The organism is Janthinobacterium sp. 1L-D-8-B-C4 (assembly GCF_057291295.1).
Genome location: NZ_JBXAVX010000001.1, coordinates 467,176 through 481,505, shown reverse-complemented (window position 1 = coordinate 481,505; position 14,330 = coordinate 467,176). Strand labels below are relative to the sequence as shown.

14 protein-coding genes are annotated in these 14,330 nt (G+C 63.7%); 8 read left to right on the top strand and 6 right to left on the bottom strand.

Features of this window, described 5'->3' with window-relative positions; all coding sequences use genetic code 11:
- Positions 1-298: 298 nt before the first annotated feature.
- The gene (locus tag AC0Z42_RS02285; RefSeq protein WP_485466606.1) at positions 299-760 is read left to right on the top strand and encodes an RrF2 family transcriptional regulator; all 462 of its coding nucleotides are present in this window, start codon (positions 299-301) and stop codon (positions 758-760) included.
- Between the two features lie 23 nt (positions 761-783).
- On the opposite strand, the gene AC0Z42_RS02280 is transcribed toward AC0Z42_RS02285, so the two are convergent.
- From AC0Z42_RS02280 to AC0Z42_RS02255, 6 genes are all read right to left on the bottom strand, one after another.
- The gene (locus tag AC0Z42_RS02280; protein ID WP_485466605.1) at positions 784-3,228 is read right to left on the bottom strand and encodes an ATP-binding protein; all 2,445 of its coding nucleotides are present in this window, start codon (positions 3,226-3,228) and stop codon (positions 784-786) included.
- A 132-nt stretch (positions 3,229-3,360) separates the two neighbouring features.
- Positions 3,361-5,034 carry a cation acetate symporter gene (locus AC0Z42_RS02275; RefSeq protein WP_485466604.1) on the bottom strand — a complete coding sequence of 558 codons (1,674 nt, stop codon included), beginning with the start codon at positions 5,032-5,034 and terminating at the stop codon, positions 3,361-3,363.
- Positions 5,031-5,339 (bottom strand): DUF485 domain-containing protein, encoded by a 309-nt coding sequence (locus tag AC0Z42_RS02270; protein WP_485466603.1) that lies wholly within the window; start codon positions 5,337-5,339, stop codon positions 5,031-5,033. The genes AC0Z42_RS02275 and AC0Z42_RS02270 overlap by 4 nt, the downstream gene beginning before the upstream one ends.
- A 106-nt stretch (positions 5,340-5,445) precedes the next feature.
- Positions 5,446-6,627, bottom strand: coding sequence for an NO-inducible flavohemoprotein (gene hmpA, locus AC0Z42_RS02265; RefSeq protein ID WP_485466602.1), 1,182 nt, complete (start codon positions 6,625-6,627; stop codon positions 5,446-5,448).
- Positions 6,628-6,666: 39 nt separating this feature from the next.
- The gene (locus AC0Z42_RS02260) at positions 6,667-7,080 is read right to left on the bottom strand and encodes a hemerythrin domain-containing protein (protein ID WP_485466601.1); all 414 of its coding nucleotides are present in this window, start codon (positions 7,078-7,080) and stop codon (positions 6,667-6,669) included.
- Positions 7,081-7,188: 108 nt separating this feature from the next.
- Positions 7,189-7,629, bottom strand: coding sequence for a winged helix-turn-helix transcriptional regulator (locus AC0Z42_RS02255; protein WP_485466600.1), 441 nt, complete (start codon positions 7,627-7,629; stop codon positions 7,189-7,191).
- A gap of 104 nt (positions 7,630-7,733) precedes the next feature.
- Here AC0Z42_RS02255 and AC0Z42_RS02250 point away from each other — a divergent pair, with 104 nt between their 5' ends.
- From AC0Z42_RS02250 to AC0Z42_RS02220, 7 genes are all read left to right on the top strand, one after another.
- Positions 7,734-8,549, top strand: a complete 816-nt coding sequence (locus AC0Z42_RS02250) for an oxidoreductase (protein ID WP_485466599.1) — start codon at positions 7,734-7,736, stop codon at positions 8,547-8,549.
- A 3-nt stretch (positions 8,550-8,552) separates the two neighbouring features.
- Positions 8,553-9,557: an NADP-dependent oxidoreductase gene (locus AC0Z42_RS02245; RefSeq protein ID WP_485466598.1), complete on the top strand. Its 1,005-nt coding sequence runs from the start codon at positions 8,553-8,555 to the stop codon at positions 9,555-9,557.
- A gap of 175 nt (positions 9,558-9,732) precedes the next feature.
- Positions 9,733-10,611 carry an STAS domain-containing protein gene (locus tag AC0Z42_RS02240; protein ID WP_485466597.1) on the top strand — a complete coding sequence of 293 codons (879 nt, stop codon included), beginning with the start codon at positions 9,733-9,735 and terminating at the stop codon, positions 10,609-10,611.
- A gap of 7 nt (positions 10,612-10,618) precedes the next feature.
- Positions 10,619-10,981 carry an STAS domain-containing protein gene (locus AC0Z42_RS02235; protein WP_485466596.1) on the top strand — a complete coding sequence of 121 codons (363 nt, stop codon included), beginning with the start codon at positions 10,619-10,621 and terminating at the stop codon, positions 10,979-10,981.
- Positions 10,982-11,015: 34 nt separating this feature from the next.
- Entirely contained in the window at positions 11,016-11,429 is a 414-nt protein-coding gene (locus tag AC0Z42_RS02230; protein WP_485466595.1) for an anti-sigma regulatory factor, read from the top strand.
- Positions 11,414-12,511, top strand: coding sequence for a SpoIIE family protein phosphatase (locus AC0Z42_RS02225; protein WP_485466594.1), 1,098 nt, complete (start codon positions 11,414-11,416; stop codon positions 12,509-12,511). Before AC0Z42_RS02230 ends, AC0Z42_RS02225 begins: the two co-directional genes overlap by 16 nt.
- Positions 12,508-14,328 carry an ATP-binding protein gene (locus tag AC0Z42_RS02220; protein WP_485466593.1) on the top strand — a complete coding sequence of 607 codons (1,821 nt, stop codon included), beginning with the start codon at positions 12,508-12,510 and terminating at the stop codon, positions 14,326-14,328. The genes AC0Z42_RS02225 and AC0Z42_RS02220 overlap by 4 nt, the downstream gene beginning before the upstream one ends.
- Positions 14,329-14,330 lie beyond the last annotated feature (2 nt).

Here is a 14,330-nt window from a genome sequence, read left to right as displayed (position 1 = left end):
TATGCATCTCCGTCAAGGAAAACGCATTCTTCAATTTGTAGTAAATTTACTTCAATGCCCTGGCATCTCCTTCATTATGCGCCCTTTTTCCATGCAAAAAGAGTGTTACAGGGCTTGCTGCCTGCTTGTTCGTGGAAGCTTCGTCCAACAATATGAAAATTTACTACGCATTTAGCCGAATTGCAATCTGCTTTTCATTCGCAGGCCATGAAAACGACGTTCTTTTGCTGTATGCTGGCACCAGAAACAAGGATGTATTCCACATCTTTAAGCGCTGAATTTGAAGACTGAACTTGCCATGCGACTGACCGCCTATACCGACTACACCCTGCGCACCCTGATGTACCTGGGCGCCAACCGCGACCGGCTGGTCACCATCCAGGATATCGCCGACCTGCATTTGATTTCAAAAAACCATCTGATGAAGGTGGTGCACCAGCTTGGCCTGTCGGGCATCGTGGAAACCGTACGGGGGCGCAACGGCGGGCTGCGCCTGGCGCGCGAGCCGTCCGAGATCAATATCGGCAAGGTGGTGCGCGAGACGGAAAGCGATTTCTTCATGGCCGAGTGTTTTAACAAGGAAAACAATACCTGCCCGCTGACGCCGGACTGCAAGCTCAAATCGGCGCTGGGCCAGGCCACCGGTGCTTTCCTGGCCGTGCTGGACCAGGTGACCCTGGCAACCATTCTGGCGCCGGCGCCGGCCGCGCTGGCCGGGGCGGACCTGGCGACCGTGATTCCATTAAAGCTGGAAAGCTGATACTGCAAGCGTCGAGCTTATTCTCACCTGGCCAGCAGCCTGAGCAGCGCCGGCAAATCCACCGGCTTGACCAGGTGATGATCAAAACCGGCGTCCAGCGCGCGCTGGCGGTCTTCCGCCTTGCCGTAGCCGGTCAGCGCCAGCAGCCGCGCCCGGGCGGTGCCGGCGTTGTCGCGCAGGCGCCGCGCCAGTTCGTAGCCGTCCATGCCGGGCAAACCGATATCGAGGATATACACGTCGAAATGGCGCGCTTGCTCCAGGCGCAGCACGCTGGCGCCGTCATGGGCGATCGTCACCTCGAAGCCGCGCGCGCGCAGCAAGGCGCCCAGCATCTGCGCGCCATCGACATGGTCGTCCAGCAGCAGCAAGGTCGGCAAGCTTGCGCTGGCCGGCAGCAAGGTTTCCGGCGCACCGGCCGGCAACGGCGCGCTGTCGTGCGCCTGCGCGCTGGAGGCCGGCAGGCAGACGGTCAGGGTGCTGCCCTGGCCCAGCCCGCCGCTACGCGCCCGCGCGCTGCCGCCATGCAATTGGGCAATGCGGTGCACCAGCGCCAGGCCCAGCCCCAGACCACCCTGGGCGCGGTCCGGCGTACGCTCGGCTTGCACGAACAGCTCGAACACATGCGGCAGCAGATCGGCCGCCATGCCGATGCCGTTGTCGCTGACGGTAATGCAGGCCTGGCCGTTTTCAAGCCGCAGGGACAAGCCGAGATGGCCGCCGGGCGGCGTATATTTGGCGGCATTGGCCAGCAGGTTGGCCACCACCTGCACCAGCCTTGTCCGGTCGCCATGCACCGGCAGCGGCGCCGCCGGCAAGTCCAGCGCCAGCTGGTGGCCGCGCGCCTCGATCGCCGGGCGCACCTGTTCGATGGCGCCATGCAGCGCCTCGCGCAGGTCGATCACGCGCCGGTCCAGCTGCACCAGGCCGCGCGTCACGCGCGACACATCGAGCAGATCATCGACCAGGTTGGTCAGGTGGCGCACTTGGCGCTGGATCACGCCGGCCGATTTCTGCACCCGCTGCGGGTCGCTTGCACCCAGCATCAGCAACTGCGCCGCGCTGCTGATGGGCGCGAGCGGATTGCGCAGCTCGTGCGCCAGCATCGCCAGAAATTCGTCCTTGCGCACGCCCAGGCGGCGCAGTTCGTCCTCGGCCCGTTTCTGGTCGTCGATATCGGTACAGGTGCCCATCCAGCGCGTGATGCCGCCGAAGTGGTCGCGGACCGGCAAGGCCCGGCCCAGCACCCAGCGGTACACGCCGCTGTAGTGGCGCAGGCGGTACTGGATTTCATATACCTTGCCGCTGGCCAGGCTGTCGCGCCAGGCGTCCCAGGCGCGCGCGCGGTCGTCGGGATGGAAAATATCGTTCCAGCCGGTACCATTGGTCGAGCCCGGCGGCACGCCCGTGTAGCGGTACCATTGTTCGTTGTAGTAATCGTGATAGCCGTCCGGCAGGGTCGACCACACCATCTGCGGCATGGCGTCGGTGATGATGCGAAACTTCGCTTCGCTCTGGCTCAGTGCCGCCGCGCCGTGCGCACGCTCGGCCGCGATACGGATGCGCGCCGCCACTTCCTTGACCAGCACCAGTTCTTCGGCCGTCCAGTGCCGCTCGCGCGTGTCGTTGACGAACAGCACGGCCACCAGCACGCCATCTTCCACCACCGGCACATTGACAAAGGCGGCCGCATCGCGCGCGCGCAGCATGGCCGCCGCCGGCGCCGTGCGCGGATCGTGGTCCACATTGGCAATCGCAATGAAGCGATCGCGCTTGAGGTCATCGATGAAGGAGCCATAGCTGCGCAGCTCGGTCACGCCAGCCAGAGTCTCGACACCCGGCGCGCACCAGTCGCGCACGACAGTCAGGGTATCGTCGGCCTGGGCGATGGTGCCGTAGCCGACCCGGCTGGTGCCCAGCGCCTGGCCCAGGATGGCCGACGCCGCATGTCCGATCTCGCTCTCGCTCTTCAGGTCGCGCAGCGACTCGGCAAGGCTGGCCAGCACATCGCGCAGGGTGTTCTTGCGGGGCAGGTAGAAATCCGTCAGTTCCTCGGCTGTGTGCATGATCCACGCCACCGCGCCATCGGCGTCCGGCACCGGCATGTTCTGGATCTTCCAGTAGCGGGTCTGGAAATCGCTGCCATTTTCCTGCGTGGCGATGTCGTAGCGCTGCAGTTCCATCTTGTCGGCGCGCCCGGTGGCGCACACGCGCAGCAGCGAGGCGCGCAGGTTGGCGGCGCCGTCGGCATGCGGATCGTGTGGATTGCCGGGAAAGGCGTCGAAGATATTGCGGCCCAGGATCTCGGCCGCACTGCGTCCGGCCAGCCGCAAATAGGCGGGATTGGCGGAAACGATGATCATTTGTGGCGTCATCACCACACAGGCCATGGGCATGGCCTGCAGAAACGGCTCGAAAGCCCGGGGACCTTCCTTGGCGGCGTCACAGGGAAAGGTCGGCGGCATATCCATACAACTTCGGACTCCAGTCAGGCGTAACCGGGGACTATGCCATGATTGCCGCCGGACCGGGTGTTTATTTGGCGATAAAAAAAGGCCGGTGCATTTGCGCACCGGCCTTTTCTTTACGCCATGCCTGCTACATCAATGGGCGCTGGCGCCAGACGCGCCGATGCCCGTTTCCGAACGCATTTGTTGCGCCTCGTAGCCGGCGCGGTCGATGCGTGCGCGCGGGCTCTTGTCGAGGATGGAGAACAGCCAGATGCCGACAAAACCGGCCGTCATCGAGAACAGCGCCGGCGAAGCGTAGGGGAACAGCGCTTCCGGATGGCCCAGCACGTCGACCCATACCGATTTCGACACCACCGTCAGGGCCACTGCCGTGGTCAAGCCCAGGAAGCCGCCGATGGTGGCGCCGCGCGTGGTGCAGTCTTTCCACAGCACCGACATGAACAGCACCGGGAAGTTGGCCGAAGCGGCAATCGCGAAGGCCAGCGAGACCATGAAGGCGATGTTCTGCTTTTCAAAGGCGATGCCCAGCACGACGGCGATAATGCCCAGCACGATGGTGGTCACGCGCGACACTTTCAGTTCGTTCGCGCCGGTGGCCTTGCCCTTCTTGATGACAGTGGCGTACAAATCATGCGAGACCGCCGAAGCGCCCGACAGGGTCAAACCAGCCACTACTGCCAGGATGGTGGCAAACGCCACGGCCGACATAAAGCCCAGGAACACATTGCCGCCAACCGCCTTGGCCAGGTGCACCGCCGCCATGTTATTGCCGCCCAGCAGCTTGCCGGCTGCGTCCTTGAATTCGGGATTGGTGCTGACCAAAACGATGGCGCCAAAACCGATGATGAAGGTCAGGATATAAAAATACGCGATCCAGGTGGTAGCCCAGAACACCGATTTGCGCGCTTCCTTGGCGCTCGGCACGGTGAAGAAACGCATCAGGATGTGCGGCAGGCCGGCGGTGCCGAACATCAGCGCCATGCCGAACGAGATCGCGGAAATCGGATCCTTGATAAAGCTGCCGGGGCCCATGATGGCTTCCTTGGCGGCGTGTACGTCGACCGACTTGGCGAACAGCGCTTCGGGGCTGAAATTGAACTGCGCCAGCACGGCCACGGCCATGAAGGTGGCGCCGCCCAGCAGCATTACCGCCTTGATGATCTGCACCCAGGTGGTGGCCGTCATGCCGCCAAACAGCACGTAAATCATCATCAATGTACCGACCAGCACCACGGCGATCCAGTATTCCAGGCCGAACAGAAGCTTGATCAGCTGGCCCGCGCCAACCATCTGCGCGATCAGGTAAAACGCCACCACCACCAGCGTGCCGGAAGCGGAGAAAATGCGGATCGGCGCCTGCTTGAAGCGATACGCCGCGACATCGGCAAAGGTATAGCGGCCCAGGTTGCGCAGGCGCTCGGCCATCAGGAAGGTGATGATGGGCCAGCCGACCAGGAAGCCGATGGCGTAGATCAGGCCATCGTAGCCGTTCAGGAACACGGCGGCGGAAATACCGAGGAACGAGGCGGCCGACATATAGTCGCCGGCGATCGCCAGGCCGTTCTGGAAGCCGGTGATGCCGCCGCCGGCCGTATAGAAGTCGGAGGCCGACTTGGTCTTGGCGGCCGCCCACTTGGTAACGAACAGGGTAAAGATGACGAACACGGCGAACATGATGATCGCGGTCCAGTTGGTCGGCTGCTTCACCGCCTGGCCCAGGTCGGCGCCCGCGGCCATGACTGCGCCGCTGCCGACCGCCAGGGCCAAGCCTGCCAGGGCGCGCTGGAATTGCTGGACGGCGCTCATGCCTGCACCCGCTTGGCGATGGCGGCCGTCAATTCGTCGAACTGCTTGTTGGCGCGGCTGACATAGATGCCGGTCACCACCACCGTGAAGACGATCACGAACAGGCCGATCGGCATGCCCCAGGTCATCACGCCGGCGCCGGTTTTCGAGGCGAGAAATTCCTTGTTGAAGGCGATCAGCAGGATGTAGCCGTAATAGACCACCATCATCGCGGCTGTCAGCCACCAGCCAAAACTGGAACGTACCTTGACCAGTTTGTGATAATTCGGGTCGCCCTTGATTTTTTGAACCAGATCGTCTTGCATTTGTTGCCTCCTTTTATATGAAACCATGCTCTTTTGCGTCGAGCTTGGCTTCACAATAAAGGGCGAGGCTTACCCGCCCCTTACGGCGGGCAGGTTTTCTTCGTTTTCAGTTCAGGGCGGACGCAGGGCCGAAAAACTCATGGTGGGTCTGGCTTTCCGGCACGCCCAACTCACGCAGATAGCGTTTCACGGCGCGCATGAACGGCTGCGGCCCCAGGAAATACGCATCGATATCGCGCGACTCGGGCAGCCACTGCTCCAGCTGCGCCTGGTCCAGCAAACCCACCGCGTCCGGCGCATGTTCAAGCCCGCCATGTTCCGCATAGCAGTAATGGCGCTTCAGTTGAGGATAGCGTGCCGCCAGTTCGTCGATCTGCGCGCGAAACGCATGCACGCCATGGTTGCGCGCAGCATGGATGAAGTGCACCGGGCGCCCGCCGCGCAGCGCCTGCGTCAGCATGGCCAGGGTCGGCGTGATGCCTACGCCGCCGCTGATCAGCACCAAAGGCTTGCCAGACTCGGCCAGCACGAATTCGCCCGACGGCGGCGTCAGCTGCAGCGTATCGCCCACCTGTACCTGATCATGGAAATAATTCGACACCTTGCCGCCCGGCTCGCGCTTGATGCTGATGCGATACGTCTCTTGATTGCTGGCGGCCGACAGCGAATACTGGCGCCGCATCGACACGCCGTCGACGGTCACCACTACCCCGATATACTGGCCCGGCGCAAAGTCCAGCACCGGCTTGCCGTCCGCCGGCGCCATCAAAAACGAGGTGATCTCCGCGCTCTCTGCCACCTTGCTGACGACGTGAAAATCGCGCGCGCCGCTCCAGCCGCCCGGCGCATTGGCCTGCGCCTTGTAGATGCGCCCTTCTTCGCCGGACAGGATATCGGCCAGCTGGCCGTAGGCCGCGCCCCAGGCCTCGATCACGGCGTCAGTCGCCACATCGGCGCCCAGCACTTCGCGGATCGCCTTGAGCAGGCTGGCACCCACCAGCGGATAGTGCTCGGCGCGGATCTGCAGCGCCACATGCTTGTTGACGATGGTGGCCACCAGGCCGCCCAGCGCATCGAGCCGTTCGATATTGCGCGCATACGCCAGCACGCCGTTGGCCAGCGCGCGCTGCTGCTCGCCGTTGTGCTGGTGCGCCTGGTTAAAGTAAGGCAGCACTTCCGGATAATCGCGGAACAGGCCCAGGTAGAAGTGGCGGGTCAGCGCTTCGCCGCCCTGTTCGAGGATGGGCACGGTGGCGGTAACGATGTCGCGTTGTGGCTGGGTCAGCATGTGAGACTCCTGTGAAAAATGGTAGATGAATGTGAAAAATCAGATGGCTTCGATGGCCGGGTACAGTTCCGTGTCTTCGCGCCGCATGCGCTGGTATAGCGCGTGCAATACGGTATTGGCTTCGTTGCGAAACGCGTCCGGTTCCTGCGCCAGGCGCGCGGCCGTGTTCCAGCGGCCGGCAAAGGCCAGGTAGTCGCCGGCGATGCCCTGCATTTCGTTTTCATACTGGAGCCCCAGGCGCGCCACCTTTGCCACGCCGCTCGCCTGCACGGCCGGATACAGATAGCGCTGCTCGACGGCCAGGTGCAGCTTGATCAAGCCGCTCATGGCGACGATCTGTGCGGCGATCGCCTGCGATTGCATTGCCACGCCGCTGCGTGCCAGTTCGCGCAACTGGTCGATCGCCGACAGGATGGCCACGTGCTCATGTTTGAATTTATCGATATTCATCATTGTTCTGTTCAAGTAGAAGTGCTGCCAGTGTAGCGCTTTACGCTTAAACATGCAAACACAATACATGTTTAAAAGCGCAGACAAAAAAGCGCCTTTCGCGCTGACCGTTCAGGCCTTGGGCAAGTCGAGGCGCAGCGGCCGCGTGCCTATCCTGGCGCCCGTTACTTCATCGATCACCACCGGCTTGATTTCGGTGCCCGCTTCAGCGTCGAAAATACGCGACAGCTTGCCTTCGCAGCGGTGCCGCCTGCCCCACTCGCCCAGCATGAACAGCACCGGCAGCAGGTCGCGGCCTGCATCGGTCAGCAGATACTCCTCGCGCGTGCTGTCCGAGTAGCGGTGCTTTTCCAGCAGGCCTTCCTGCGTCAGCGTCGCCAGGCGGCGCGTGAGCATGGTCGGCACGATGCCCAGGCTCTTGCGGAACTGGTCGAAGCGCGTCAGGCCGGCATGCGCGTCGCGCAGGATCAGCAGGCTCCAGGTGTCGCCGAACACGGCAAGGCTGCGCGCGATGGGGCACACGCCGGCGGCGAAATTATTTTCACTATTCATGGCAATGGTTTACTTTTACTTTCAAAATGATAGTAATATTCGTACTAAAAAGATAGTAACACGAACCCACCCACCGCACCAGCCATCATCACCAGGAGTCCTTCATGCATCAACAGACCCAGCGCATCGCGCTCGTTACCGGCGCCTCGTCCGGCATCGGCCAGGCCACGGCGCAGCACCTGGCCCAGGCCGGCTACCGCGTATTCGGCACCAGCCGCCGCGGCGCGGCACAAACCATTTCGGGCGTCGAGATGCTGGTGCTCGACGTCACCAGCGACGCCTCGGTCGAGGCGCTGGTCAAGGAAGTGCTGCAGCGCGCCGGCCGCATCGACCTGCTGGTCAATAATGCCGGCTTCGGCGTGGCGCCGGCCGCTGCCGAGGAAAGCTCGCTGGCGCAGGCGCAAGCGATCTTCGACACCAATTTCTTCGGCATCGTGCGCATGACGTGCGCCGTGGCGCCGCAGATGCGCGCGCAAGGCAGCGGCCATATCATCAATATCGGCTCGGTGCTGGGCTTTTTGCCGATGCCTTATATGGCCCTGTATTCGGCCAGCAAGCATGCGGTGGCCGGCTATTCCGAAGCGCTCGACCATGAGCTGCGCACGGCCGGGGTACGCGTGTCGGTGGTCGAACCTGCCTATATCAACACGCCGTTCGACGCCAACCTGATGGCGCCGGACGCGCCGCTGGCCGCCTACCGCGCCATCTGCGAAAAAGTCGGGCAGCGCGTCAAGGACGTGCTGGTCGGCGCCGAGGGCCCGGAACTGGTGGCTCGCATCATCGTCAAGGCCGCCGGCGCGCGCACGCCACAGCTGCGCTATACGCCGGGCCGGGCGAACGGCCTGCGCCTGCTGCGCCGCTTTGCGCCGGCCGGCATGGTCGACGCGGGCGTGCGCAAAGACCTGCGGCTGGAGGGCTGAACCATGCAAGCCTATCTGCTCGACGCTTACGGCAAACAACAGCAGCTGCGCCTGGCCCAGGTGGCCGAACCGGTGCTGGCCTGCGATGAAGTGCTGGTGCAAGTGCATGCCGCCAGCGTCAACCTGCTGGACGCAAAAATCAAGAACGGCGAATTCAAGCTGATCCTGCCCTACCAGCTGCCGCTGGTGCTGGGCCACGATGTGGCCGGCACGGTGCTGCAGGTGGGCGCGCACGTGACCGGCTTCCAGACCGGCGACGAGGTCTATGCGCGCCCCGGCGACATGCGCATCGGCGCGTTTGCCGAACGCATCGCCGTCAAACAGCATGCGCTGGCCAGGAAGCCTGCGACCCTGACGATGGAACAGGCAGCGTCGCTGCCGCTGGTGGGCCTGACGGCCTGGCAGGCGCTGGTCGGCCTGGCGCAACTGCGGCCAGGGCAAAAGGTCTTTATCCAGGCCGGCTCGGGCGGCGTGGGCAGCTTTGCGATCCAGCTGGCCAAACACCTGGGCGCGTTTGTCGCCACTACCACCAGCGCCGCCAATGCGGGCTGGGTCAGGGAACTGGGCGCCGACCTGGTGATCGACTACAGGAAGGACGATATCGCCGCCATGCTGCACGACTACGATGTGGTGCTGCACAGCCAGGACAGCGCCACCCTGGTCAAATCGCTGGGGGTGCTCAAACCGGGCGGCCGCCTGATCTCGATTTCCGGCCCGCCCGACCCGGCCTTTGCGCAAAAACTCGGCGCGCCGTGGCTGGTAAAAACAGCGATCCGTTTGCTGAGCGCTGGCGTGCGCCGCAAGGCGCGCCTGCGCCAGGTACGGTATGACTTCCTGTTCATGCGCGCCGATGGCGCCCAGCTGCGCCAGATCGCCGAACTGGTCGACGCAGGCGCGATCCGGCCGGTGATCGATCGCGTGTTCCCGTTCGCCGAGACAGCGCAGGCGCTGGCGCATGTCGAGACGGGCCGCGCGAAAGGCAAGGTGGTGATCGCCATGAAAACCTGAGCTTTCATGGCGTGGTTAAAAAGTCTCATCCTTTTGCTGTAAATTGCTCAAGAGAACGTAATAAAATAGCCTGTACAGCCTATAATTCGATCTCGACAGATTGTGTCCCGGCGCCGCTACCGAGCGGCGTTGACGGGACGAACGGCATACCAAACATTACCAGCCAAGGATGAGCATGAATACAGAGACAGGCGCGGGCCAGGCCAGGCAACTGGCCAGCATTATCAGCCAACACCATACCCAATTGCTGGAAGGCTGGATGGCCGACCTGATCGGTCGCCTGATGCGCCGTGACAAAATCGCGGAAAACGAGCTGCGCCAGCAGGCGACACAATTCCTGCCCTCGCTGGCCGGCGCACTGGAAAGCAGCGACTCGTTCGACATCGAAGCGCGCGCCTGGGACGACACGCGCCAGTTGCTGACCGAGATTTCGCAGTCGCGCGTACGCCAGGGCTATTCGCCGATCGACACGGCCAGCTTCATCTTCTCGCTCAAGGAACCGCTGTTCGGCTACCTGCGCGCGGCGCTGAGCGGCACGCCGGAACAACTGGGTGACGCCATCGTCAATACCAGCAACCTGTTCGACAAGCTGGGCCTGTTGACCATCGAGATCTATCAAAAGGCGCGCGAGCAGGTCATCATGCGCCAGCAGCAGGAATTGCTGGAGCTGTCCACGCCGGTGGTGCAATTGTGGCAAAACGTACTGGCCCTGCCCCTGATCGGCACCCTGGATAGCGCCCGCACCCAGGTGGTGATGGAAAGCCTGTTGCAGAAAATCGTCGACACCGGCGCCCTGATCGCCATCATCGACATCACCGGCGTGCCCACCGTCGACACCCTGGTGGCCCAGCACCTGCTGAAAACCATCGCCGCCGCGCGCCTGATGGGCGCCGACTGCATCATCAGCGGCATCCGCCCGCAGATCGCGCAAACCATCGTGCATCTGGGCGTGAACCTGGAGGACGTGATCACCAAGGCCACCCTGGCCGACGCCTTCGTGGTGGCCCTGAAACGCACGGGTTCCACCATCACCTACTCCAAGCAAGAGCACTGAGACGCCCATGGAAAGAATTCCCATTTTACGCATGGGCCGGCTGCTGCTGGTCACGATCCAGGTCGACATGCATGACCGCCTGGCCATGACCCTGCAGGACGACCTGACGGCGCGCATCGTCAAGGACCGCGCCACCGGCGTGCTGATCGACATTTCCGCACTCGATATCGTCGACTCCTTTATCGGCCGCATGATCAGCAATACGGCGGCGATGGCCAAGATCCTCGACGCGCGCACGGTGGTGGTGGGCATGCAGCCTGCCGTCGCCATCACGCTGGTGGAACTGGGCCTGACACTCGACGGCGTCAGCACGGCGCTGAACGTGGAACTGGGGATCAAGCTGCTCGAACGGGGCAGCCTGTGGGATTGAGGGCGCGTGAGCGCGCAACCATTGCGGGTGCCCCATGAGCGGCCCCGGCGAAGCGCAGGTGCTGCCGCTGCATACGGACGAAGACGTGGTACGCCTGCGCAAGCAGGTCCGTGAAAGCATGATCGCCATGCGTTTCGGCCTGGTCGAGCAGACCAAGTACATCACGGCGGCCAGCGAACTGGCGCGCAATGTGCTGCGTTATGGCGGCGGCGGCGAAGGCCGCATCAATTATTTGCGCGACGGCAGCCGCCAGGGCCTGGAACTGAGTTTCAGCGACCAGGGCCCGGGCATCGCCGATATCCCTCTGGCGCTGTCCGACGGCTATACCAGCGGCGGCGGCCTGGGACTGGGCTTGGGCGGCGCCAAGCGCCTGTCCGATGAATTCCAGATCGACACCACACCCGGTGCCGGCACCACCGTCACGATTGTGAAATGGAAGCTGTTTTGAACCCTGCTGCACCTGCACCCGCACTCTCGCCTGACGCATTCAGGCAACAACGGTTCCTGGTTGGCGAACCGAGCGAAATCGCCGCGGCCCGCCGCGCCGGCAATATGCTGGCGCGGCGCATCGGTTTTGACGATGTGCGCACCGGCCAGCTGGCCATCCTGATCACCGAAGCGGCCACCAATATCGTCAAGCACGCCGGCCATGGCGAAATCCTGCTGCGCAAGGTCACGCGCGGTGGCACCCAAGGCATCGAAGTGCTGGCCATCGACAAGGGCCCGGGCATGCGCAACGTGGCCCAATACATGGAAGACGGCCAGTCGACGGCCGGCACCTATGGCGTGGGCCTGGGCGCGATCCGCCGCCTGAGCCAGGAATTCGACCTGTACTCCCTGCCGGGCATGGGTACGGTGCTGATGATGGTGGTATGGGGCACGACGGTCAACGCGCCCATGCCGGCCGATCCGGGCTGGCAGGTCGGCGCCGTCTGCCTGCCGCTCGCCTCCGAAGAGGTCAGCGGCGACGCCTGGAACGTGGTCTTCGAGGGCCATGAAATGAGCCTGGTGATGGCCGATGGCCTGGGCCATGGCCCACATGCGGCCGAAGCGTCTGAAAAAGCCAGCGCCCTGCTGGAAAGCTGCGCGCCCGGCCTGGCGCCGCTGCCCGGCGCTTTTTTGAAACTGGCGCACGCCGCGCTGGCCGGCACGCGTGGTGCCGCCATGGCAGTGGCGCATGTCGACCGCGAACGGCGCGAACTGCGCTATGCCGGCGTCGGCAATATCGCCGCCTATGCTTTCGATGGCGGCCAATGCCGTCACCTGCTGTCGCATAACGGCATCGTCGGCAGCAATCTGCGCAAGGTGCAGGAATTCCAGCATCCGTGGCAAACCGGCACCTTGCTGGTGATGCACTCGGACGGCCTGCATACGCGCTGGGATCTCGATCAATACCCGGGCCTGACGCATTGCCACCCGGCCCTGGTGGCCGCCGTGCTGTACCGCGACTTTTCGCGCGGGCGCGACGACGTCGGCGTGGTGGTGCTGCGCGAGCACATGGCGGACGACGACGCGCCGGGGACGGCATGACCCAGCGCATCCTGACGGCGGTGATCGGCAATGAACTCGACGTGGTGGGTGCGCGCCAGCGCGCGCGCCAGATCGCCGCCCTGTGCGGCTTCGGCGTGCAGGACCAGGTGCGCATCGCCACGGCGGTGTCGGAACTGGCGCGCAATGTCTGGAACTACGCTGGTACCGGCAAGATCCACTTCGCCATCGAGGGCAGCACGGCGCCGCAGGTGCTTGCCATCCGCATCGAAGACCGTGGCCCCGGCATCGCCCAGCTCGACCGCATCCTGGCCGGCCAGTACGAGTCGCAAACCGGCATGGGCCTGGGCATCCTGGGCGCGCGCCGCCTGATGGACCGCTTCCATATCCACAGTGTGCCGGGCAAGGGGACGGAGATCACGCTGCAAAAGTTCTTCCCGCGCGAGGCGCCGTTGCTGACCGGGCCGATGATCGGCGCGCTGTCCGGCAGCCTGCAGGCGCTACCGTCCGACATCACCCTGTCCGAGGTGCAGCAGCAGAACCATGAGTTGCTGGCGACGCTGGCCGAACTGAAGACGCGCCAGGACGAACTGCTGCAGCTGACGCGCGAGCTGGAAGACACCAACCGCGGCGTGGTGGCGCTGTATGCGGAACTCGACGAAAAGGCCGACCACCTGCGCCGCGCCGACCAGATGAAGTCGCGCTTTTTGTCGAACATGAGCCATGAATTTCGCACGCCGTTAAGCTCGATCCGTGCGCTGGCCAAGCTGCTGATCGACAAGGTCGACGGCGAGCTGTCGACGGAACAGGAAAAACAGGTGATGTTCATCCTGCAAAGCGCGGTCGGCCTGAACGACCTGGTAAACGACCTGCTGGACCTGGCGAAGATCGAAGCGGGCAAGGTCGATGTGCACGCCAATACCTTCAACGTGGCCGACCTGTTCAGCGCCCTGCGCGGCATGCTGCGCCCGCTGCTGGTGTCCGAATCGCTGAACCTGACCTTCATCGATCCGGATCCGGCGCTGGAGATGCATACCGATGAAGGCAAGCTGTCGCAAATCCTGCGCAATTTCATCTCGAATGCGCTCAAATTTACCGAAACGGGCGCCATCATCGTCAGCGCCACGCCGCTGCCCGCGGAAGGCATGATCCATTTTTCCGTGTCCGACACGGGCCTGGGCATCAGCGCCGAAGACCAGCAACTCATCTTCGAAGAATTCAGCCAGGTGGAAAACCACCTGCAACGCCGGGTCAAGGGTACCGGCCTTGGCCTGCCACTGTGCCGCAACCTGGCGACCCTGCTCGATGGCAAGGTCGCCGTGGACAGCACGCCCGGCGTCGGTTCGGTGTTTTCGGTTACCCTGCCGGTCCGGCATGACGCCGGTACCGGCGACGCGGCGCCACAGCCGGCGCAGGAAACCGCGCACGACCAGCGCATTCCCGTGCTGGTGGTGGAAGACAATGCATCGATACGCCTGCTGTATGAAAAATTCCTGGCCGAGACCGAGTTTCGCGCCGTGTTCGCGCGTAGCGTGCGCGAAGCCGTCGAAGCATGGGCGCAGGATCCGCCTGCCGCCGTGCTGCTCGACATCCTGCTGCACGGCGAAAATGCCTGGCACTGGCTGGCCGAGCTGAAAAACGATCCGCTGCGGCGCCAGGTGCCCGTCATCGTCGCCACGGAAGTCGAGGACCGGCGCAAGGGACTGGCGCTGGGCGCCGATGCCTATTACATCAAACCGCTGCTGCGCCCGCAACTGCTGGCTAGCCTGCGCGCGCTGATCCAGCAATCCGGCAGCCCAACGACGCAAGATCCCATGCAGGACGCGCCGCGCCGCATGGCAACTAAACCTGGGAACTAGCG

Coding starts and splice junctions, on each gene's coding strand:
- AC0Z42_RS02230 (WP_485466595.1), top strand. CDS start 11,016: ATGAGCGGCCCCGGCGAAGCGCAGGTGCTGCCGCTGCATACGGACGAA.
- AC0Z42_RS02285 (WP_485466606.1), top strand. CDS start 299: ATGCGACTGACCGCCTATACCGACTACACCCTGCGCACCCTGATGTAC.
- AC0Z42_RS02235 (WP_485466596.1), top strand. CDS start 10,619: ATGGAAAGAATTCCCATTTTACGCATGGGCCGGCTGCTGCTGGTCACG.
- AC0Z42_RS02260 (WP_485466601.1), bottom strand. CDS start 7,080: ATGATGAATATCGATAAATTCAAACATGAGCACGTGGCCATCCTGTCG.
- AC0Z42_RS02250 (WP_485466599.1), top strand. CDS start 7,734: ATGCATCAACAGACCCAGCGCATCGCGCTCGTTACCGGCGCCTCGTCC.
- AC0Z42_RS02245 (WP_485466598.1), top strand. CDS start 8,553: ATGCAAGCCTATCTGCTCGACGCTTACGGCAAACAACAGCAGCTGCGC.
- AC0Z42_RS02275 (WP_485466604.1), bottom strand. CDS start 5,034: ATGAGCGCCGTCCAGCAATTCCAGCGCGCCCTGGCAGGCTTGGCCCTG.
- AC0Z42_RS02280 (WP_485466605.1), bottom strand. CDS start 3,228: ATGGATATGCCGCCGACCTTTCCCTGTGACGCCGCCAAGGAAGGTCCC.
- AC0Z42_RS02255 (WP_485466600.1), bottom strand. CDS start 7,629: ATGAATAGTGAAAATAATTTCGCCGCCGGCGTGTGCCCCATCGCGCGC.
- hmpA (WP_485466602.1), bottom strand. CDS start 6,627: ATGCTGACCCAGCCACAACGCGACATCGTTACCGCCACCGTGCCCATC.
- AC0Z42_RS02270 (WP_485466603.1), bottom strand. CDS start 5,339: ATGCAAGACGATCTGGTTCAAAAAATCAAGGGCGACCCGAATTATCAC.
- AC0Z42_RS02225 (WP_485466594.1), top strand. CDS start 11,414: ATGGAAGCTGTTTTGAACCCTGCTGCACCTGCACCCGCACTCTCGCCT.
- AC0Z42_RS02240 (WP_485466597.1), top strand. CDS start 9,733: ATGAATACAGAGACAGGCGCGGGCCAGGCCAGGCAACTGGCCAGCATT.
- AC0Z42_RS02220 (WP_485466593.1), top strand. CDS start 12,508: ATGACCCAGCGCATCCTGACGGCGGTGATCGGCAATGAACTCGACGTG.